General features: G+C 33.7%; 19 protein-coding genes. 6 read left to right on the plus strand and 13 right to left on the minus strand.

Annotated features, from left to right (window positions below; genetic code table 11):
• Window positions 1–22 precede the first annotated feature (22 nt).
• The 3 genes from LXH21_RS09035 to LXH21_RS09045 are packed head-to-tail and all read left to right on the plus strand — an operon-like array spanning window position 23 to window position 2,337.
• Complete coding sequence (locus tag LXH21_RS09035) at window positions 23–841, plus strand: MlaE family ABC transporter permease (RefSeq protein WP_239864948.1); 819 nt, start codon at window positions 23–25, stop codon at window positions 839–841.
• Window positions 841–1,584, plus strand: coding sequence for an ABC transporter ATP-binding protein (locus LXH21_RS09040; protein ID WP_239864950.1), 744 nt, complete (start codon window positions 841–843; stop codon window positions 1,582–1,584). Before LXH21_RS09035 ends, LXH21_RS09040 begins: the two co-directional genes overlap by 1 nt.
• Window positions 1,585–1,590: 6 nt before the next feature.
• Window positions 1,591–2,337 (plus strand): MlaD family protein, encoded by a 747-nt coding sequence (locus tag LXH21_RS09045; RefSeq protein WP_239864952.1) that lies wholly within the window; start codon window positions 1,591–1,593, stop codon window positions 2,335–2,337.
• A gap of 135 nt (window positions 2,338–2,472) precedes the next feature.
• On the opposite strand, the gene LXH21_RS09050 is transcribed toward LXH21_RS09045, so the two are convergent.
• The 5 genes from LXH21_RS09050 to LXH21_RS09070 form a co-directional block, all read right to left on the minus strand.
• Window positions 2,473–3,426: a transketolase family protein gene (locus LXH21_RS09050; protein ID WP_239864954.1), complete on the minus strand. Its 954-nt coding sequence runs from the start codon at window positions 3,424–3,426 to the stop codon at window positions 2,473–2,475.
• A gap of 58 nt (window positions 3,427–3,484) precedes the next feature.
• Complete coding sequence (locus tag LXH21_RS09055; RefSeq protein ID WP_239864956.1) at window positions 3,485–4,333, minus strand: transketolase; 849 nt, start codon at window positions 4,331–4,333, stop codon at window positions 3,485–3,487.
• Window positions 4,334–4,691: 358 nt separating this feature from the next.
• Window positions 4,692–5,327: an HAD family hydrolase gene (locus tag LXH21_RS09060; protein ID WP_239864958.1), complete on the minus strand. Its 636-nt coding sequence runs from the start codon at window positions 5,325–5,327 to the stop codon at window positions 4,692–4,694.
• Between the two features lie 61 nt (window positions 5,328–5,388).
• Window positions 5,389–6,951, minus strand: coding sequence for a protein adenylyltransferase SelO (locus LXH21_RS09065; protein ID WP_239864960.1), 1,563 nt, complete (start codon window positions 6,949–6,951; stop codon window positions 5,389–5,391).
• 127 nt (window positions 6,952–7,078) lie between these two features.
• A complete protein-coding gene (locus tag LXH21_RS09070; protein ID WP_239864962.1) occupies window positions 7,079–7,966 on the minus strand; it encodes a carbon-nitrogen hydrolase in 888 nt (295 codons plus the stop codon).
• 191 nt (window positions 7,967–8,157) lie between these two features.
• On the opposite strand from LXH21_RS09070, the gene LXH21_RS09075 reads away from it, so the two are divergent.
• Together LXH21_RS09075 and LXH21_RS09080 are read left to right on the plus strand one after the other, a co-directional pair.
• Entirely contained in the window at window positions 8,158–8,868 is a 711-nt protein-coding gene (locus tag LXH21_RS09075; protein WP_239864964.1) for a hypothetical protein, read from the plus strand.
• A gap of 236 nt (window positions 8,869–9,104) precedes the next feature.
• A complete protein-coding gene (locus LXH21_RS09080) occupies window positions 9,105–12,020 on the plus strand; it encodes an FAD-binding and (Fe-S)-binding domain-containing protein (protein WP_239864965.1) in 2,916 nt (971 codons plus the stop codon).
• 331 nt (window positions 12,021–12,351) lie between these two features.
• Here the strand turns inward: LXH21_RS09080 and LXH21_RS09085 are convergent, their stop codons facing one another.
• The 6 genes from LXH21_RS09085 to LXH21_RS09110 all read right to left on the minus strand — a co-directional run bounded on the left by LXH21_RS09085 (window position 12,352) and on the right by LXH21_RS09110 (window position 18,686).
• Complete coding sequence (locus LXH21_RS09085; RefSeq protein WP_317208789.1) at window positions 12,352–13,302, minus strand: NAD(P)-dependent oxidoreductase; 951 nt, start codon at window positions 13,300–13,302, stop codon at window positions 12,352–12,354.
• Between the two features lie 378 nt (window positions 13,303–13,680).
• Window positions 13,681–14,418, minus strand: a complete 738-nt coding sequence (locus tag LXH21_RS09090) for an SDR family oxidoreductase (RefSeq protein WP_239864974.1) — start codon at window positions 14,416–14,418, stop codon at window positions 13,681–13,683.
• A 375-nt stretch (window positions 14,419–14,793) separates the two neighbouring features.
• A complete protein-coding gene (locus LXH21_RS09095; protein ID WP_239864984.1) occupies window positions 14,794–15,600 on the minus strand; it encodes a haloacid dehalogenase type II in 807 nt (268 codons plus the stop codon).
• Between the two features lie 52 nt (window positions 15,601–15,652).
• Window positions 15,653–16,255, minus strand: coding sequence for a TetR/AcrR family transcriptional regulator (locus LXH21_RS09100; RefSeq protein ID WP_239864986.1), 603 nt, complete (start codon window positions 16,253–16,255; stop codon window positions 15,653–15,655).
• A gap of 180 nt (window positions 16,256–16,435) precedes the next feature.
• Window positions 16,436–17,608 (minus strand): MFS transporter, encoded by a 1,173-nt coding sequence (locus LXH21_RS09105; protein WP_239864988.1) that lies wholly within the window; start codon window positions 17,606–17,608, stop codon window positions 16,436–16,438.
• A gap of 370 nt (window positions 17,609–17,978) precedes the next feature.
• Entirely contained in the window at window positions 17,979–18,686 is a 708-nt protein-coding gene (locus tag LXH21_RS09110) for a class I SAM-dependent methyltransferase (RefSeq protein ID WP_239864990.1), read from the minus strand.
• A gap of 107 nt (window positions 18,687–18,793) precedes the next feature.
• Between LXH21_RS09110 and LXH21_RS09115 the strand changes: the two genes are divergently transcribed.
• The gene (locus LXH21_RS09115) at window positions 18,794–19,663 is read left to right on the plus strand and encodes a LysR family transcriptional regulator (protein ID WP_239864993.1); all 870 of its coding nucleotides are present in this window, start codon (window positions 18,794–18,796) and stop codon (window positions 19,661–19,663) included.
• A 35-nt stretch (window positions 19,664–19,698) separates the two neighbouring features.
• On the opposite strand, the gene LXH21_RS09120 is transcribed toward LXH21_RS09115, so the two are convergent.
• Together LXH21_RS09120 and LXH21_RS09125 are read right to left on the minus strand one after the other, a co-directional pair.
• Window positions 19,699–20,514, minus strand: coding sequence for an META domain-containing protein (locus LXH21_RS09120; protein ID WP_239864995.1), 816 nt, complete (start codon window positions 20,512–20,514; stop codon window positions 19,699–19,701).
• Between the two features lie 156 nt (window positions 20,515–20,670).
• The gene (locus tag LXH21_RS09125; protein WP_239864997.1) at window positions 20,671–21,255 is read right to left on the minus strand and encodes a hypothetical protein; all 585 of its coding nucleotides are present in this window, start codon (window positions 21,253–21,255) and stop codon (window positions 20,671–20,673) included.
• Window positions 21,256–22,234 lie beyond the last annotated feature (979 nt).

A 22,234-nucleotide genomic window follows, 5' to 3' on the forward strand; every position in this document is an offset into this window, starting at 1 on the left:
TAGGTACTAAAATTACCAAATTATGCCAAAACAAATACCTAATCCTGAAGTTGCAGTCAAGGAAGAGGCATCGTTAACTTCTCTTGTCAAAGAGAAAATGAAGATGTTCTTTATCAAAATTGCAAATGTGATAGAATACCTATCAATTGTTTTTCGAAACCTATTTACAAATAAGTTTGAGTTTCAAGAGTTTTTAAAGCAATGCTATCAAATTGGTAATAACTCTGTAGGATTAATTTCCATAACAGGTATCATCGTAGGGCTTGTTTTGACCATACAATCGAGACCCTCTTTGGTCAATTTTGGAGCTGTATCTATCTTGCCAGGTATGGTCGCCATTTCCATCATAAGAGAAATGGGACCTGTAATAACTGCTTTAATATGTGCAGGAAAAATAGGTTCTAGCATGGGAGCAGAGTTAAGTTCTATGCGCGTTACAGAACAAATAGATGCTATGGAAGTGTCTAATACCAATCCAATCAATTTTCTTATTATTCCAAGATTTGTTGCTGCTGCAGTGATGATACCATTACTAACGCTTTATGCTGATGCAATTGGTATTTTTGGAAGTTGGCTGGGCGTGAATATCAAAGACACTTTAAGTCTCAAATTATTTATTGCCGAGGCTTTTAAAAATCTAGAGTTTATAGATATTTTTCCAGCAGTAATTAAATCATTCTTCTTTGGAGCTGTAATTGGTTTAGTCGGATGTTATAAAGGTTATAATGCCGGAAGAGGAACAGAGAGTGTTGGAATTGCTGCTAACTCAGCGGTGGTAACTTCTTCATTATTATTAATCATTGTAGACTTAATTGCTGTACAAATAACCGATTTATTATAATGGAAGAAAGTAACAATAAAATTGTAATTAGTATTGAAGGGCTAACAAAAAGCTTTGGCGATAATACGATATTAGACGGTATCACTTTACACCTCAATAAAGAAGAAAATCTAGTAGTACTTGGTAAGTCTGGGTCAGGCAAATCAGTTCTCATAAAATGTATTGTTGGCTTATTACAACATGATACTGGTAGTATAAAAGTGGGTAGTCATGAAATAACAGATATATCGGAAGAAGAATTAATTAAAGTTCGAAAAAAAATTGGCTTTCTTTTTCAAGGTGCCGCACTTTATGATTCGATGACTGTGAGAGAGAATCTAACTTTTGCTCTTTTGAGATTAAAAGAAAAATTTACTACAGATCAAGTAAACGAAATGATTGAGGAAGCATTAGAGAATGTGGGATTACCAGATTCTATTGATAAGATGCCTTCAGAATTATCGGGTGGAATGAAGAAACGAATTGGGTTAGCAAGAACTCTGGTGGTAAAACCAGATATTATTTTGTATGACGAACCTACTACTGGACTTGATCCTATAACTTCCGACGAAATAAGTCATTTAATCAACGACACAAGAGACAAATTTAAAAATGCTTCAATAATTATTACTCACGACATAAATTGTGTTAAAACAGTAGCCGATCGAATCGTAATGATAAAGGACGGAAAAGTTTATAAAGAAGGCAGTTTAGAAGAATTTACCAGCGAACAAGATCCATATATTAAATCATTTTTTAAATAAAAAATTATGCAAACAACTAACTCTAAATATAAAGTAAAATTAGGAATTTTCGTTTCGATAGGAATTCTAATTCTTTTGGTAATTATATTTTTCATAGGAAACAATCAAAATTTATTTACATCGAAATTTACAATTAATTCTAATTTTCGAAATGTCAGCGGCTTACAAGTAGGGGGTCAAGTTCGATTTTTAGGAATCGCGGTAGGGACAGTAGAAAGTGTTGCAATTATCAATGATTCAACTGTAAACGTTGCTTTTGTCATGGATGATGATATTAAGAAATTTATCAAGAAAGATAGTAAAGCGTCGATAACATCTGAAGGTGTTATTGGAGATAAAATATTAATGATATCGCAAGGGAGTACAAAGTCGCCAGAGGTCAAGAATGGCGATAAAATCAATTCTGTCGAGCCAGTTGAGTTTACTAGTATTCTATCCTCTATCGAAGTGTCTGCAAATAATGCCGAAGTAATTACAGACGAGCTTGCTACATTGTTAACTAGTGTAAATGACAGCGAAGGAGTTTTAGGAAAATTGCTTAATGATGAAAAGATTGCCGCCGATATGAAGAAAACAGTAGAGAACCTGCGTAAAGGTTCAAAAGGTCTCGAACAAAATATGGAAGCCGCTAAACATAATTTTCTTTTAAAGGGGTATTTCAATAAAAAAGAAAGAGAGAAAGAAAAAGCAGAAAAAGAGGCTATCAAGGAGCAAGAAAAACGAGAGAAAGAAAAAGAGAAAAGTAAAAAATAGTGATTCTCATTTTTTACTAATTAGGTAAATCAGATCAAAATTATATTTTAAAATATTTAATTTCCCTAATGTACATTCATAGAAAAGCCGCTCACTTTATAAAAGGAGCGGCTTTATAATTATTTAGAAAAGCTATTATTTTCTTCCAATTACTTTTTCAGCAGCTGCAAAAATTGCTTCGTTGTTCAATTTGTATTTATCCATTAATTGCTCAGGAGTTCCAGACTCACCAAAGCTATCTTGAACAGCTACAAACTCTTGTGGAGTAGGATTGTTCAGTGATAAAACTCTAGCAACACTTTCTCCAAGTCCACCAAGAATATTGTGTTCTTCAGCAGTAACAACACATTTAGTTTTTGCTATAGATTTCAAAATCGCTTCTTCGTCTAATGGCTTAATAGTGTGAATGTTGATTACTTCAGCAGAAATACCTTTAGCTTCCAAAGCTTCAGCAGCAACTAATGCTTCCCAAACTAGATGACCTGTTGCAATAATAGTTACATCAGATCCTTCGCTTAACATAATTGCTTTACCAATTACGAAAGGTTCGTCAGCAGGTGTGAAGTTAGGCACAACTGGACGTCCAAAACGCAAGTAAGCAGGACCATGATGATCAGCTAGTGCAATTGTCGCTGCTTTAGTTTGATTGTGATCACAAGTATTAATTACTGTCATACCAGGTAACATTTTCATCAATCCAATATCTTCTAATATTTGGTGTGTAGCTCCATCTTCTCCTAATGTTAAACCAGCATGAGATGCACAGATTTTTACATTTTTATCAGAATAAGCAACTGATTGACGAATTTGGTCATAAACTCTTCCTGTAGAAAAGTTTGCAAAAGTTCCTGTAAATGGAATTTTACCACCGATAGTTAAACCAGCAGCAATTCCAATCATATTTGCTTCAGCAATTCCAATTTGAAAAAAGCGCTCTGGGTGATTTTTTTTGAAATCATCAAATTTTAATGATCCAATTAAATCTGCACAAAGTGCCACTACTTTTTCGTTCTTTTGACCTAGTTCAGTCATTCCCACTCCAAAACCTGAACGGGTATCTTTACTTCCTGTGTTTGTATATTTTTTCATTTCTTATTTTAAAAAAGGTGAATGCATCCATTACGGAATACTTAAAAAGGGTTCCTATTTAGTAGTCTCCTAAAGTTTCTGGATTTTGAGCCAAAGCATTTTCTAATTGAGCATCATTTGGTGCTTTACCATGCCAAGCATGACTGTACATCATATAATCTACTCCGTTACCCATTTCAGTATGAAGTAAAATACAAACTGGTTTTCCTTTTCCTGTTCTTGATTTAGCATCATTCATACCCGCAATTATAGCGTCAATATTGTTTCCTTCTTTAATTTCAAGAACGTCCCAATCAAAAGCTTCAAATTTAGCACGGATACTACCCATTGCCAATACATCATCCGTTGCACCGTCAATTTGTTTTCCGTTTAAATCTACTGTTGCGATTAAATTATCTACCTTTTTAGCAGATGCATACATGATTGCTTCCCAGTTTTGACCTTCTTGCAATTCACCATCACCTGTTAAAGCATAAACGATATGATTGTCATTGTTTAATTTTTTTGCTTGAGCCGCACCAATTGATACAGATAAACCTTGACCTAAAGATCCAGCAGCCATACGGATACCTGGTAAATTATCATGTGTAGTTGGGTGTCCTTGTAATCTTGAGTTGATTAAACGGAAAGTAGCTAGTTCAGAAACTGGAAAATAGCCACTTCTTGCTAAAACGCTATAAAAAACTGGAGAAATATGTCCATTTGATAAGAAGAAAAGGTCTTCACCAATTCCATCCATTTCAAATCCTTCCTTACGTTCCATAATATTTTGGTATAGAACTACTAAAAATTCAGTACATCCAAGAGATCCTCCTGGGTGTCCAGAGTTTACAGCATGTACCATTCGAAGAATATCTCTTCTTACTTGGATTGTTAAATCACTTAATTGTTGTGTGTTAGGCTTCATTGTGTTTGTAAAAGTTAAACTACTGCAAATGTAAATTTTATTTTGTGTTAAGGCAAATGATTTACGAATTTGTTTATTTTTAAATATAAAGCAAAAAAAATCCTAATATTTTGGTCTTTTCGCCGATTTCCAAATCGTAAGTCAAATTAAATTGCTTTAAATGTATATTTCGGTTTTAATAATCCTATCCTAACTATTTTCGAAAATAATCATTTAATATTTTGTTAGTCAGTTTGTTAACATGTTGAATATGTAAGCTGATTTATATGATGAGATTGAATTGATAAAGTTAGATTTGAGAATAAATGTCTTTAAGCTAACAAATTCAAAATTCTATATTATTCAAATGAACTATGTCTTACGATAATAATTCCTCTAATTTTTCCATATTCTCAAAAACTGGAATTCCCAATTTTTTGAAGTCGGTTTGATTGTGTGAATTGAGATAGCCTAATGTAGCGAAACCTCCTGCCAATCCTGCCTGTGCACCCGCAGTACTGTCTTCAATAACTACGCAATCTTCGATTTCATATCCCATTGTTTTAGCTGCATGGAGATAAAGCTCGGGATTGGGTTTCCATTTATTGATATCGTACGCGCTAAAAATTTTACCTTCAAATTTCGAAATGAGATTTACAGTAGTCAAATTCAGAATAATTTTGTCTCTTGGTCCATTTGAAGCGACGCAGTAGTCAGTTTTTATTTTTTCAAGCAAAGCATGTATGCCAGGAATGGGTAGCAATTGTGTTTTAAAAGCTTCAAAACTGCGCTCTCTAAATTCAGTTTCGAAATTAACTGGCAGCGTTTTTTCTGTCTGATCTTGTATGTATTGAAAACAGAAGGCTAATGATTTGCCTAAAAAGTGATTCATTACAAATGATTCGGTGAGAGCAACACCAATCGATTTTGCCATTTCTATTAAGGTTCCGTTTGAGATACGCTCGCTATCGACTAATACGCCGTCACAATCAAAGATGATACATTTGTATTTCATAATTTAACTTGATATTTTATTTCTACTATAGAAGACGTTTGTAGTTGCTATAGATAATTACTTAAGAACTACAAGAAAGCATAGAACAACCTACTTTATTTCTTGCCCAATCTGGTCGTTTGGCAAACCATTTTTGATATTCAGGTTGTTCATCATAAGGATTTTTTAATAGTTTGAATAACTCATCAATTAAACTGTAATCTCCTTTATCAGCAGCATCGATGGCAAGTTGTGACATATAATTACGCAAAACATATTTTGGATTATATGTATTCATTTTCACAGCACGTGGGTTATCATTCTCATTTTCGAATGCCAATCTCACACTATATTGCTGAAACCAATTCCTCCAAATTTCAATAATTTCAGGATTTTCTTCTAATGAGTGGTAGAAAGCATCTTTAATGTGTTCAAAACCTTCCTCAGGCTTATCTTGTTCGAAGTAACTAAGATTTCTAAAGAAGATTGTCATATCGGTTTCTGTCAAATGCAAATTCTCTTCCATTAACTGAATCAAAGCAGCATCTTCTTCTCTGTCCGTATATAAGCCAATTTTGGAACGCATCATAGTTAGGTATTTCTCGTCATATTTTGTTCTGTAGCTTTCAAGAACAGCTTCAAGACCTGATGCCTCGTTAATAAGCGGATAAAGCGAGTTGGCCAATTGGTACAAATTCCACAACACCATTTCGCCTTGTTTTCCGTATCGGTATCGTTTGTTTTGAGAATCGGTTGTATTTGGTGTCCAACCGTAATCGTAACCTTCGAGCCAACCATATGGTCCATAATCAATGGTCAGTCCAAGAATCGACATATTATCTGTATTCATCACACCGTGCACAAATCCTACACGTTGCCAATGTAAAACCATATCTAAACTTTTATCAGCTACTTGCTGGAAAAATTGTAAATAAGTTTCTGTAGATGGCGATCCTAAATCCGAGTAAAAATGTTTAATGGTATAATCAACCAAGGTTTTTAATGTTTCGTGATCTTGACGGGAAGCAAATAATTGATAGTTTCCAAAACGCAAAAAGCTTGGAGCAATTCGACTTACTATGGCTCCTTTCTCGTAAGCGGGGTTTCCGTTATACAGCACATCACGCAAAACCTCGTCCCCAGATAATGCAAGAGACAATGCACGCGTAGTCGGCACACCCAAATGAAACATTGCTTCGCTACACAAATATTCACGTACTGATGATCGCAAAACTGCCAGTCCATCTGCCGTTCTTGAATAGGGAGTAGGACCAGCACCTTTTAATTGAATAGCCCATTTTTGATTATTGTGTTCAATTTCTGTTAAATTGATTGCGCGACCATCACCTAGTTGGCCTGCCCAGTTTCCAAACTGATAACCACCGTAGCATATGGCATAAGGTTGTGTATTAGGTAAAACTTCATTACCGGTAAAAATATCACGAAAAAGATCAGTTTTAGTATCTTCTTCTGTTATCCCTAGATTTTCTGCCATTTCAGGTGATACATGAATAATTTTTGGATCAGCAGTTTTCTTTGGAGTTGCAAATGAAAAACAGGCTTTCTCCACCTGTCTTATCGTATTTTCTGCTATAGGATCAGCAGGAAGTTCTTTATTGAAAGTATCTTGAATGTTGAATTTCATGGCTTTTACTATTTTACACAAAGATACAAATACAAAACGTGTAGCGTACTTTTGACAATGTTATAAAAAACCAAAAAGGACCAAAACACTTGTGTTTTGGTCCTCTCAAATAGTCTTTAGAATTTCCTTAGTCTATCGCTCTTTTGGTAATATCTCCAAAAGCATCAATTCGTCTGTCTCTGAAAAATGGCCAGTTTTGACGTACATTTTCCTGTAGATCTAAATCAACTTCAGCAATTAATATTTCTTCTTTATCATGTGATGCTTGCGCTAAAATTTCCCCTTGTGGCCCAGCGATAAACGATGCACCCCAAAACTCGATTCCAGCTGTTCCCTCAATATATTGTTCTAAACCGATACGGTTGGCAGCGGCTACATAGACACCATTTGCAACAGCATGTCCTTTCATTACATTCATCCAAGCACCATATTGATTTTCACCATATTGTTCTTTTTCTTGTGGATGCCATCCAATTGCGGTTGGGTAAAATAAAACTTCAGCACCTTTTAAAGCAGTTAATCGAGCTGCTTCTGGATACCATTGGTCCCAGCATATTAGAGTACCAATTTTTCCTTTTTTTGTAGGGATAGTTTTGAAACCTAAATCTCCTGGCGTAAAATAAAATTTTTCGTAAAAATGCGGATCGTCTGGAATGTGCATTTTACGGTATAATCCAGCTTCCGTACCATCAGTGTCAATAATGTAAGCACTATTGTGATAGATGCCAGCCATTCTTTTTTCGAAAAAAGGAACTATGATTACAACTCCCAATTCCTTTGATAATTCGCTAAAAGCGATAAAAGAAGTACTATATAATGGTTCTGCGATCGAAAAATTTTCGACATCCTCACTTTGACAAAAATAATGACTGCTGTATAATTCTGGTAACGAAATTACCTCGGCACCTTGACTTGCAGCGTCACGTACCCAACTAATACATTTCTTTAAATTATTTTCGGCTACATCATTTAAATTAAGCTGAAGAACGGCAATTTTATATTTTTTATTTGGCATGTTGTCTAATTTAGAGTGCAAAAATAAACATTTTATAAGGACTAGAAAAAAGGAATAGAAAATTTTAAGAGGATCGGGTTTAATTTCTATATAAGTTTAACAAAACGTTTAGTTTATCTATTTGGAAGTGGTTAAACGTGAGCAAAATTCAGTATTTTTGTTTTTACCAAAAAATTTAAAATTAAATAAATATGAATCGTAAAACAGCATTAATAATCGCAGTAATTTTTGTATTATGTAGTTCAAATTTTGTTTCTGCACAAACTGATGTCAACAAAATTGTGAACGATGTTGAGAATGCAATGGGCGGCGTAATTAATTATAATAAAACTAAATTTATACAATGGGATTTTGGTAAACGTAAACTTTTCTGGAACAAATGGACTGGCGATGTGCGTGTCGAAAATCCTGATGCTGACCAAATAATTATATTAAATGTAAATACATTAAAAGGTAAAGTTTTCGAAAATGGAAAATTAGTAACTGATGCTGATAAATCAAATAAAATGTTACAACAAGCAAAAAACTGGTGGATCAACGATTCATACTGGTTAGTTATGCCGTGGAAATTGCAAGATCCTGGTGTCGATTTATCATATGTTAAAACAGAGCAGTTAGCAAATGGAAATATAGCAGATGTTTTACAAATGACTTTTAGTGCTGTAGGGGTAACGCCAGAAAATAAATATTATATTTATGTAGATAAGAATGATCATTTGATTAAGCAATGGTCTTACTTTAAAAACTTTAAGGACTCTGAGCCAAAATTCACAATGGCCTGGGACAATTATCAGAAAGCAGGTTCGATTTTATTATCGTATGATCGTTCAAAGGGATCCAATGGTCCTAAGAATGTACTAGTGAAAAATGATTTTGATCAATCACTATTTTCAAACTTATAAATTTAATCAACAATATTAAATAATTCAAATCAGTCATTTATTAAAGGATAAAATCACTGACTTTGGTTCAGCCGTTTTTTGCATACATTATCTCAAAAGTAACGTTGTACAAATTGTTTATAAAGCCGGTATTATGAAAAAATTTAACAATTATTTACAGATATAACTTTTCTTTTGCAAAGAATATTCCCGTCGAATATCTTTATCTTTGTTATTCTCATTAAACACGATTTTCCATGTCTTCGAAATCAAAATTTGACTCACTGTCTAATCAATTAGATGGTACATTGCTATACGATCAACTTCATAAAATATTATATTCTACAGATGCATCAGCTTACAAATTAACGCCAGAGGCAGTTGCATTGCCAAAGACGGTTGATGATATTATTAAAATTATTCATTTTGCTAGAGAGAATAATTTATCAATTACTCCAAGAACCGCAGGGACTTCTCTCGCTGGTCAAACAGTAGGAAACGGAATTATTGTTGATGTATCCAAGCATTTTACTCAAATTGTCTCATTCGATCAAGATAGAAAAACGGTAACTGTACAACCAGGAGTAATTCGCGATGAGCTTAATATTTTCTTAAAACCTTATGGCCTGTTTTTTGGCCCCAATACTTCTACATCCAATCGCTGTATGATTGGGGGTATGGTTGGTAATAATTCATCAGGAACAACATCGATACGTTATGGTGTGACTCGTGATAAAATTGTCGAAATAAAAGCTGTTTTAAGTGATGGTTCGAAAGTGATATTTTCAGAATTAACATCTACTGAATTTATTGAGAAAACAAAAGGTACTACGTTAGAAAATCAAATTTATAAAAAACTATACGATGAGTTAACCGTTCAAGCAACTCAAAACGAAATTAAAAATGAATTTCCGAAACCTGAAATTCACAGAAGGAATACTGGTTATGCTGTAGATATTTTATTAAAATCAGATTTATTTGGGGGTACGGAACCCACAATTAATGTTGGTAAATTATTATGCGGAAGTGAAGGTACATTGGCCTTTACAACAGAAGTAACTTTAAAAGTAGATATTTTGCCTCCTGCTCACAATGTGATGGTAGTGGCTCATTTTCATACTATTCAAGAAAGTTTAGAAGCAGTAGTTGTAGCGATGAAGCATCATCTGTACACTTGCGAAATGATGGACGACACAATTCTTGACTGTACAAAAACCAATCGAGAACAAGCAAAAAATAGATTCTTTATCATAGGAGAGCCAAAAGCAGTGATGATGCTAGAAGTAGGGTCGTACATTAGTATGGACGACGCACAAAAGCAAGCAGATGAATTAATTGCAGATTTAGAAAATAATAATTTTGGATATGCTTTGCCTAAAATTTACGGTACTGATATTGACAAAATAAATGAACTTCGTAAAGCAGGTTTAGGATTATTGGGAAGTATCGTTGGTGATAATAAAGCAGCAGATTCTATTGAAGATACTGCAGTTGAACTTAGCGATTTACCCAATTACATAGCTGATTTTTCAGAGATGATGGCACGCCACGGACAAAGTGCCATTTACTATGCCCACGCTGGAGCAGGAGAAATTCATTTGCGTCCCGTATTAAACTTAAAAACGAAGGAAGGTATTTTCCAATTTAGGAATATCGCAACTGAAGTCGCTGTTTTGGTAAAAAAATACAGAGGTTCGTTGAGTGGAGAACACGGTGACGGAATTGTACGTGGGGAATTTTTGCCCTTTATGATTGGCGAAAAAAACTATGAATTGCTAAAGCGATTAAAATTGGCTTTTGATCCATATTCTGTTCTGAATATGGGTAAGATTGTCAATGCATTTAAAATGGATGAAAATTTGCGTTTTGAACCGGGTAGAGTAGAACCAAATATTAAAACGATTCAGGATTTCTCAGACAGTATGGGTATTTTAAGAGCTGCCGAAAAATGTAATGGCTCTGGAGATTGTCGTAAATTACCATCGGCAGGAGGGACGCTTTGCCCTAGTTACCGAGCCACTAGAAATGAAAAAGATACAACGCGCGCCCGCGCCAATGCCCTACGTGACTACCTAACCAATTCTGATAAAGCCAATAAATTTGATCACGAAGAGTTATATAAGGTATTCGATTTATGTGTAAGTTGTAAAGCATGTGCAAGCGAATGTCCTAGCAACGTAGATATTGCTTCTTTAAAAGCAGAATTTCTTTATCAGTATCAAGAAGCAAATGGGTACTCTTTGCGTTCTAGAATTTTTGCCAACAATTCAAAACTGAATCATTTGGGAAGCGGTTTTCCTTCCTTTACCAATTGGGTTACAAACTTGCCTCTAGTCAAAAAAGCAATGGGAGTAGCACCCAAAAGACAAGTGCCTCACTTGGCTAAAATGACTTTTAAAGATTGGTATAAATCAAAACCAGATGCCATTATTCAGGACACTTTGATCAATAATAAAGTTTATTTGTTCTGTGATGAATTTACTAATCATTATGATGTATCGGTCGGAATTGATGCTTTTGAGATGCTGACAAAACTGGGATATGAAGTAGTAATTCTTAATCATGAGGAGAGCGGAAGGGCTTACCTCTCAAAAGGGTTCCTTAAAGAAGCCAAGGAAATTGCGAATATTAATATCGAAATATTTTCAGATGTGATTACAGATAAATCACCGCTGATTGGTATCGAGCCATCTGCAATATTAACTTTTAGAGATGAATACATTCGCCTTGCTGAAGACAAACCTAAAGCGGAGAATTTAGCCAAAAATGTATTCACAATTGAAGAATTTTTTAAAAATGAAATACTTAGAGGCAATATCAAAGCTGACCAATTTTCAGACGAACCCAAAGAAATAAAAATTCATGGTCACTGTCATCAAAAAGCATTGAGTACTGTCGAAGCTACCTTTGCTATGCTTAATATTCCGAAAAACAACACCGTAACTATTTACAATTCGGGCTGTTGCGGAATGGCAGGTTCATTTGGCTACGAGAAAGAACATTATGATATAAGCATGCAGATGGGTGAAGATACTTTATTCCCAAAAATACGTTCTACCGCACAAACTACTGAAATTGCTGCTGCAGGAACCAGTTGTCGCCATCAAATTTTTGATGGTACAAGTAGAAAAGCACAACATCCGGTGAGTATTTTGAGGATGTGCTTGAAATAATAAGTTAAAATACAGATCAATAGGGTTGTAAATAACTATTGTCAGTTGAAGTTGAATAAGTATTATGGCGTGCCCCTTCCGGAAAATTCGGAGCGGGTCAGGCTTTTCGCTATATCTTTTATTTCTGGCAGAAAAAGCCAGTAATAAAAAGGATGCCGCTACAATCCTTCACGCAAAAAAGGAATTTAACGACATTCATTATATTAGAATACCTAGTAAAAAATATGGCTGTCATTTAGAATTAAATTGTCTAGTAGACTTTTCGATACTAAATAACAGCCAAAACTTTTAAACTATAAACTAAACTCAAAAGAGTTTAATATAAATATTTTTATTTTTTCAAACTTGTAAAGTAATCAAAGATCACAGGAACATTCTCGCTACCCATATCTGCATCAAAAGCAGCTTGAAGGTTTGCAGAAGTTGCGTTTGCAATTTGAGAAACAGTACCGAGGTCATTCATCATTTCAACAAAATAACCTAAGTCTTTATTTGCATTTGCAATAGAAAAGCCTAAATCGCTTACGTTATCTACAGCATAGTTTTTACAAAATTTCATAAATGGAGAGTTTGATGGTCCAGCAGACATAATATCAAACAATTGTTGTCCATCAACACCAGATAACTTAGCAGCAGCAAAAGCTTGTGACATTGCCACAACAGTTGTCATACCCATAAAGTTGTTGATCAATTTTGTTGTGTGACCAGCACCAAGAGGACCTAAATGGAAAACGTTTTCACCTTGTTCGTCAAGAACTGGTTTTACTTTTTCAAAAGTTTCTTTGTCTCCACCTGCCATAATGTTAAGCAAACCATCTTTTGCATGAGCTGGCGTACGACCTAGCGGTGCATCAATCATTCCTGCTCCTTTATCTGCAAGGTCTTTACCAATCTTACGAGTAGATGCGGGAATCGAAGTTCCAAAATCAATTAATACGGCACCTTCTTTAATACCTGCAAGGATACCTTCTTCACCATAAACCACTTTTTCTACAACTGCAGAAGTCGTAAGACAGAACATAATGATATCACTATTTTCAGCCAATTCTTTTGGAGATTTTGCCTCAGTAGCATTACCACGTGCAATAACTGTAGCAACTACATCTTTGTTAAGATCCATTACAGTTAACTCAAATCCTCTTTTTTGTAAATTTTCAACCATATTGGCACCCATTAAACCGAGACCAATAAATCCTATTTTAGGTTTTTTCATATTCAACTTATTTAGCTTGTTTGTTTCTATTTGTCGGTACAAAGATATACATCTGTTACCATTTAACAAAACAGCCCAAATGCGACCTGCTTTTACCTAAATTATCTGAAGATTTTATAGCAAAATCATAGTATTTACAAGCGAAGACTAAGTGTCTTTTTTTTTAGTGCATAAGCAATTATGAAACTTCAATAGATTACTATTTACTTTTTTATAGTTATCTAAACGCTAAAAAAAGCATTTTCTAGTAAAGTTTATCTTATTAAGAAATCGTTCAAGGTACCTAACTGTAATAGATTATTTGGATCTATAAATAGTGTATTTAAACATAAATCAAGTCTTAATAAATCGCATAAAAAAAGAGCTTCGTTAAAAGCTCTTTTAAATTATACTGATTCGTATTAATTATTCGATAAATAATTTTTATCGAAATGTTAGATTGCATGATTACACCAATGCTCCATTAGCACCAATAACTTGTCCTGAAATCCAACTTGAATCATCACTTGCTAGAAACAACACAACTCTTGCTATGTCAATTGGTTTTGCTAATCTGTCAAAAGCATTCATAGCGCTCATCTTGTCTATTTGCTCTTGTGATTTTCCGTTCATAAATAAGTCCGTTTCTGTAGCTCCAGGAGCAATAGCGTTTACAGATATTCCGCGACCAATTTCTTTGGCATATACTCTCGTCATTTGCTCCACCGCTGCCTTTGTTGCCGAATAAATGGCATAGGTAGGTAACATCAGTTTGGTAGTACTTGAGGAGAAATTTATAATTTTCCCATTATCTGCCAATTTACTATCCGCTTCTTGTAAGGTATTAAAAATTCCTCTTACATTCACTTCAAATTGTTTGGTGAAATCATCTTGTGTTACATCTTTCAGTTTTTTAGAAATCATGGTTCCTGCATTATTTACCAATACATCAATTTTACCATATTCTGCTAATGCCTTATCAAAAAGCTGAATAACTTGCTCTTTGTCACTTACATCTGCTTTTATAGCGATAGCGTCACCACCATTACGTTTAATTTCGTTTACTGTCTCATCAGCTTCTTTCTGACTATTAGAATGGTTTACTATTATTTTTGCTCCATTCCTTGCTAGCAGGATAGCAACTTCTTTTCCAATACCTTTTGAGGAACCTGTAACCAAAATTACTTTGTTGTCTAAGTTATTCATGACTAAATTGATTTTAATTTATAAATTGAAAATATTGATAATGTAATTGCTATTATGACCAAAAGTATTTCAGGTTGTGGCCTAACAAAAAACTCGATCGCCAAGGCAGTTATCATGGTTGCTAATAAAAAAAGATAAGCAATTTTACCAAACAAGATACTGTTTTTAAAAATGTATATCAGAATTAGAATCACGATTACTAATTCTGATATACCAGTAAAAATTCTAAAAAAAGTAGCATCAATGCCTAGACCACTCTCAAATTATTTGAAGCCTTCAATGCTTTTAGACATTCCCATAATTTTTGGAACAGCGAAAAACAACAGAACAATTATCGATATAACATTTATACCTTGATGGATTATTTTTTTCATCTTATTTTAAAGCGATTAGTTGTTCTGCTATTAATTTCAAATTACTTTCATTAATTTCTGGAGTAGGGGCTAGTGGGAACAACTGAGCGCCAGGTCGGCCAACAAATGCAGCTCTCCATCCCGCCCATATTGCACCTGCAATATCCCAGCCGTGTGCAGCGACCAATAAACATTCGCTAGGTTTTACGCCCATCTTGCGAGCTGCCCATGCATATGCGTCGGCATCTGGTTTAAATTTTCCAATATCTTCAATACTTAATCGTTGGTCAAAGTATTCTGTTAAACCAGCATTTTTAAACTGTGTCTCTACACCTTTATTAGACGAGTTTGTAAAGGATACCAATTTATAGCCAGCTTCTCTAAGTTTTTTCAGTGATTCCTTTACCTCAGGATGAGCAGGAAGCGAGCGAATAGGTGTAAGAACTGCCTCTTGTGCTTCTTGCTCAGTTAATTTAATATCATGGTTTGCAGCGACCATCTGCAGGGCAGCCGCACCAATAATTCCGAAGTCATTGTATTGTCTTCCAACAGTGGTAACCAGTGAATACTGTAGCATCGTTGTGAACCATAATGGCAATAAATCCTCTCTACCTCCCAATGCTTTTCCAACAACTTTTTTCATAGATGTTAAGTCTAATAAGGTCTCATTAACATCAAAAAATAAAACTTTTGGTCTTGTGCTTATCATATCTTCTGTATTATTTGTTTTTTCATTTGTAGTAGCTGCGCTTGTAAATTGCGGTGCTGCAACCATTCCGAACCCTAACATGGTAGATTTTTTTATAAAATCTCTTCTTTCATTTTTCATATATTCTGTAATTTAAAAACATTCTAATAGGTATGTTTTTTATGTAAAAAAATTAAACTCTAATTTGTTCCAAGTAAGAAGAAAGACCAGATAAAAAATCTTCGATCACTACATCATTATCATATAGTTTTCTAATTCCTCTAATGCCTTCAAAAGCACTAATTAAATAAATAGCAACCGCTTTACTAGAAACTTCCTTCTTGATTGAATTTTCATATTTTCCTCTTTCAATAAGTTGTTCCAAAGCATATTTCCATTGTTCAATGATGTTTCTAAGTGCCTTTTGATATACAGCTTCAGTGTTACCAATTTCATTTATTAGATTGTTCATAGGACAACCATGTTGCTTGTCATAAAATGAAAATTCCTTTAAACGATTGATAAAAACTTTCACTATTATATCGTAGGCATTACCTTTTTTCATCAGAGGCAAAATCATTCCTTCAACAACTCTTTTTTCGACCTTTAAGCTTATAACTTCGAGTCCGATGTCTTTTTTACTTTTGTAATGATGATAAAAAGCACCTTTACTTAATGATGTCTCTCTCATTATCGCATCAATACTTGTTGATTTAAAACCATTCTCATAAAACAAACTGAACGCTTTATCAATGATAAGTTGTTTGGTAAAATCTGATTTTAATTCTTGTTGCATATTTCAAAGTTATAAAAAAATACCTGTTAGTATGTTTATGTTATGTTAATTAAAAAAGTTTCTAAATTTTACTTCTAGATACAAAAACAAAATTCAGATTATAAATGCATCGAGTAGTACTTTCGAAAAATAAAATTCACACAGAATTCGATAATTGCGATAAAGAAATTACAAAGACTATCATCTATTTTTTCGACTTATATGAAAAATAAACGCAGTGATGGCTAATGTGAATCCAAAACCAGTAAGTCCGTACCACCCGAATTTACTAATGACAGATACTCCAACAGCAGATCCAGCAGCAGCACCTATGTAGTAGAATAGCATATAAACTGCATTAGCTCTACTTTGTGCATTTATATCCACCGAAAAAACGCGTACTTGATTCGGTACCTGAGATCCAAAAACGCCTAAATCAAGAAGAATGATTCCGATACAGAGAATGATAATATTATCTTTTCCGAGCGCTAGCACAACAAAGCTCAATAGTACAGTTCCAATAGAGAACATCATCACTTTGTTTGCGCCAATTTTATCTACCCATTTACCTGCTAGTTTTGCGCCAAAAATTCCAGATGCACCTACAAAACCTAATAATCCAACTTGTTGAACAGAGTAGGAGAAAGGTTTATCCATCATATGTATAGCAACCGTAGCCCACAAGGCATTAAAGGCAGCAAACCACAAAGCACCCACAAACGCGGCTTGACGCAATAGCGGTTTTGTCTTGATTAGAGTGAACATAGAGCCGAGTAATTTGGTATATTTTAAATCTGCTGTAGGAATATTTGATGGCAACACATAATGCAGCACAATACCAATGATTGCAGCTATAATCGCCGCGCCCAGAAACACGGCACGCCAACCAAAATGTTCCGCCATGAAGCCACTGAGTGTTCGTGATAATAGAATTCCGGTTGTGAGTCCTGTCATCAAAGTAGCAACAACTTTACCTTTATTTTCGGGTGAGGACAGGGAGATGCCAAGTGGTATTAATTGTTGTGTAATGTTTGCGCCCAAACCGACAGCAAATGTTGCTGTGATTAATATAAAAAAATTGGGAGCAAAATAAACGCCAATTAGAGCAAAAACTAATATAATGGATAGATTTCTAATTACTCGTTTTCTATCCATAACGTCACCAAGAGGAGAAATAAGAAGAATTGCTACGGCATACCCAATTTGAGAAGCAGATGGAATAAATCCCAACAAATTTTTGTTTAATCCCAATGATTTTCCTATCGAAGGAATCAAGGGTTGATTGTAATATAGATTAGCTGCTGTTGCTGCAATTGCAACAGCCATTATAAATAATAATTTTTGACTTATTGTTTTTGATTGTGTCGTTTCCATTTTGATATTCTAGTTCGAATACAAAGATAGATTAGAAAATACTATCTTATTTTGTCTCAGTGCGTGATTATTTAAAAAAAAACAGTCTGATAAAGTAAATATTTAAACAGTATTAAAAAGTAGATAAGCGATATCCATTTAATAAAAGTGCAACAGGCAGCAATTGCGTTTTGTCATTATAAATCGTGACTTAATGTTAGAAGAAAGCAGAACACCTTACAACTACCGTTAAATAATTATAGCGATACTAACTGTTTAACTTTGTGATGTGGCTAGTTTCATTTTTTCCAAATCTAGAAAAACAGTATAAGAATAGGGTATACCAAAAAAAGAGGCCTCAACGACCTCTTATGTGATTACTTATTGAATCTTACTTTATTGCTCCAAAGGCACCGAAACACATGTTTTTATGTAAGATTTCCGTCTTTTTAAAACCTACTTTCTTCATCAATTCTAGTTGGTAGGTCATGGATCGTGGCGAATCTTCTTTTTCTACATAATCTAGCACTTTCTTTCTGTATTCTTTTCCGTCTACAGATTCTAGGTAATCACCGTAGCGCTCCCAGGTGTATTCATTTACCGCTTCAGTTTCTTGTGTGATCAGATCAGAGATCATTAAGCATCCTCCTGGTTTTAGTAATCGGTATAGTTTTATAAATGTTTTTTCCCAATCATTATCATCCCTTAAATGATGCAGTACAGCTCCTGCTAGAATAATATCAAAGCTATTTTCTTCTAAAGTAACATCTCTAACATCTCCTTGTATCGTTGCTACAGTGCCAATTGTTTCATTCGACACTCGCTCTAAAGCTTTTTCCAGCATTGGTTTACTCAAATCTACCAAAGTACAATTTAAATTGGCAATTTTAGTCAGCATTTTTAAACTGTAGTTTCCCGCTCCACAACCAACGTCTAGAAGATTTTGCGCATCAGGCTTAATCCTTTTAGAAGCTTCGGTCAAGAGTTCTAGTGAAATTTGTGCATCAATTGTAGCTACCTGGCCTGTATCTAAATTTGAAAAGCGTTCTACATCATTATCAAAACGTTCTTTGATTTCTTGTACAGTTGATTTATTCATAATTATTTGTGTTGATCAGATTTAAATGATTAGTTCAAAAGTAACGCTTTGAATTGATACTTAAAAGTACTTAATTTGTCAATCTATAATACTCTAAAAGTATAGATATGGAATTAAGGCATTTTAAATATTTTTTAGCTGTGGCCAATACACTGAGTTTTACAAAGGCGGCAGCTCAACTTTATATTTCTCAACCACCACTAAGTAGACAAATTAAGGAACTAGAAAATGAAATAGGAGTAGAGCTTTTTAACAGAAATAATAAAAAAGTTATACTTACCGAAGCGGGATTGTATTTTAAGGAACAAATTACCACTCAACTACAAAATCTAGAATCTATTGTAATAAAAACCAAAAAGATAGGCGAGAATGTAAGTGGTGATTTTCGAATAGGGTATATTAGTTCTACCTTTTCAGATACTATCACCAACCTTATTCAATTCTTGACGCAGGAGTATCCTTATCTAAATATAAAGTTATATGAAGTGTCTACAAAGAAACAAATCCTAGCTTTAGAACAAAGTAAATTAGATTTAGCTATTGTAAGAGCTCCAGTCGCATCTTCAAAAATTGAATCTAAATTATGGTTCAAAGATTCGTATTCTCTCGTATTTAATAATAGTAAAATTGCCATTGAAGATGCAAATGATTTAAGTAGATTAGATAATGAGGTATTTGTTTTTTTTAATAAAGATTATGCTCCTACCTATTATAATTCATTGATTGAAATTTGCGCTTATTACGGATTTACACCAAATATTGTGCATGAATCCAACAACATTAATTCTATAATTCAATTGGTTCGAAATGGCTTAGGAATTTCAATCGTTCCCTCAAGTTTAAAAAAGAGTCACCAATATCCCGAATTATCATTTTTACCATTAAATAATAATTTTTCAACTGATGTATTACTTTCGATACCAAAAAATGAAAAATCGGCAGTAACAGATTCAGCTGTTTCCTTTTTAATCGGATAGTTTATTTTAATTTGTATTTCAGTAAAAGCTAATAATCAGTCAATTTTTTTTAATACCAAAAGTTGCTTAGATGGGTTGGAAAAGCGTAAACGATTGTTTTCAATTTTATAGGTTGTTGTACTTTGTAATGCTTCAATAAATAATTTTTCTAGATTAGAATCTGTACAAAGCTTTTCGGTAGTAGTTACTTCTTTAAATCGAAGTAATCCTTTTTCAAAAAATAATTGACCGGCTATTTGATTGCAACCACCAAAACCGATAAATGAATTTGTAGCACTATATATTTCGATAATAGGCAAACCATTTATATAATCGGCGCGATCAATAGATTGTCCATTCAGACTTTCGAGAACCCATATGTCATGCAGTCGGTAATCAGTAATATATGCGCCACAACCCTCTAATTTTTGTGCTGACAGCTTGGTTTTATCTTTGTAAGTTACAGATACCGCATACGGAGAAAGTTCTCCAGACATAGCGTTGCTGCATTGCAATTGACTGATTTGAATAGTTAATTGTGCAGAGTCAGTCTCGGTTTTATACATTTTCACATTACTATCCATAGCTTGAACTGGAGTAGTATGTGGGACGATAATAGAATCTGTAATCGTAGTTATAACAATCCCTTTATCAGATATTGTTAGTCCCCAAAACGGTTCCGTTCCCGAAGATTTAAAATAAATATTATCAGAGGTATTGATCTCGTTCATTCTGTTGTTATGCTCAGTTGACTGTGCAGAATCAATGGTATTTAAGCTTACTTCGTTCGATGAAATTTGTCTTCTTATATTTGAACAAGATAGAATCAGGAACAAAATAAAAATAGGATATACTTTTAATAATAATTTCATTGCTTTCTGATTTAACATACTACAAAATTACATTAAATGAGATAGACTATTGAAATATATCATCAGTCTATCTCTAAATTTATTAAACTACTTAATCAAATAGTATTCGATTTGATATAATTACTATTTCTCAGCTGATAGCAACGATTAAAATTTCTATTTATTTTTGTTTAATTCGTCCTGCAGTCTACGCATCGCTTTTTGTTCGCGTTCCAAAGCTTTTTCTTTGTAAATCAAAAATTCTTTTTCAGTCTGTTCCAAAGCTAATTTGCTTTCTGCAGTTATAATGTTACTTCGTTTAAATTTAAAAATTAAAAAGATTACTGTAGCGATCAATACAATTACGATCAAGAAGAACAATGTTTTAAAAAAAGATTTTTGGATAGGAATACCTAAAAGTGAGATGTTATCTTTTTCTGATTTTAAATCAGATACAATCGCTTTAGCGCTATTTGATTTAGTTTGCAAACTTTCAATAAGTTGTTTTTGCGAATTTTGGAATTCGATAGCGGCTGAAAGTTTATTTTTTGAAACTGATAAAGAATCTGTAATATTTGATTGTAATTTTTGTAGCGAAGCTTCTTTAATTACTTTGTATCCCTTAAAGCTATTTGAGTTTTCAATAATAGTTTCAAATTGACTTTTTAAAGAACCAGATTTGATAGGTTTGTCTGTTGTTTGACCAAAAATATTTGACGTAAAAAGTAATAAGACGATTGCCGCAATTTTCATATTTTTCATGAGGTAAAATTCTTTTGTTGTTTAACTAGTTGTAAAAATTAATTATTGTTAGTACAACTAACGGCTTAAAAAATTAGTTATTGCTATTAGTACAGAATACTGTGATATTTAACTAATTTCAATGTATTTTTCTAGACATACTAGGGTAGTAATGACAGAAAGCTTAGAGGTAGAACTTAACTTGAATCTAGTGCGGAAAACTTTAGACAATTCTTATGAAAATAAGCAGTCCGATTGAGTTATCATTAAACAAATAAGTCATCAGTCAGCACAGAATAGCTCAGCAGTTTTATAAATGATACAAAGAGTTTTGAAAGGAGATTTTTCTCAACTGGATATTAAACGTAATCTCGAAGATAAATAAATGTATGGACCCGAGCAATGAATTTAAGATGCTTGATTTGAGTGTGATAGGTCAAAAAATATTCAATAGATGAACGAAGATATCTTTGTCATCATTAAGCGATCTTAAAATTCATAAGAGAAACGATCAAACAAATTTAACAGTATTAAAAAAAGTAAATGGAGAACACAGTTTGATTATGTTGGTTTACAACATCAAGCGCAGTATCAAAATACTGGGCGTTCCCGATTTAATTACCAACCTTCTAAAATGGAACTCACCATACAAGGCAAAAGTCTTGCTTTTGCTAAAAACTTAGTGTTTAAACCTGAATTCAGACTTCCTTTCGTTCCAAACTAAATCAGCTGCCTAAAAAAAATAGCCTTCTTAGAAGTCTTTATTTAAGTTGTAATATCGTAAAACTTAATGGTTTTGTAGAAAAATGTGGTTTTTTCACAGCCTTACGGTACGGGGCTACCCGAAGGGCGGGACTTTTACCATAAAACTATATTTGAAAAACTAATGCTGATTAACCACCAAACTGTCTTTGGAATGCGAAACCCCGCCTTTTGGGTATGTGCTGTTATGCGTTCGTGCTACTGCTCGTTCAAGGCACGATTGTTTGAAGTCGGCACC

Origin of the sequence: Flavobacterium algicola, from assembly GCF_022399565.1 — a bacterium.
Lineage (GTDB): Bacteria > Bacteroidota > Bacteroidia > Flavobacteriales > Flavobacteriaceae > Flavobacterium > Flavobacterium algicola.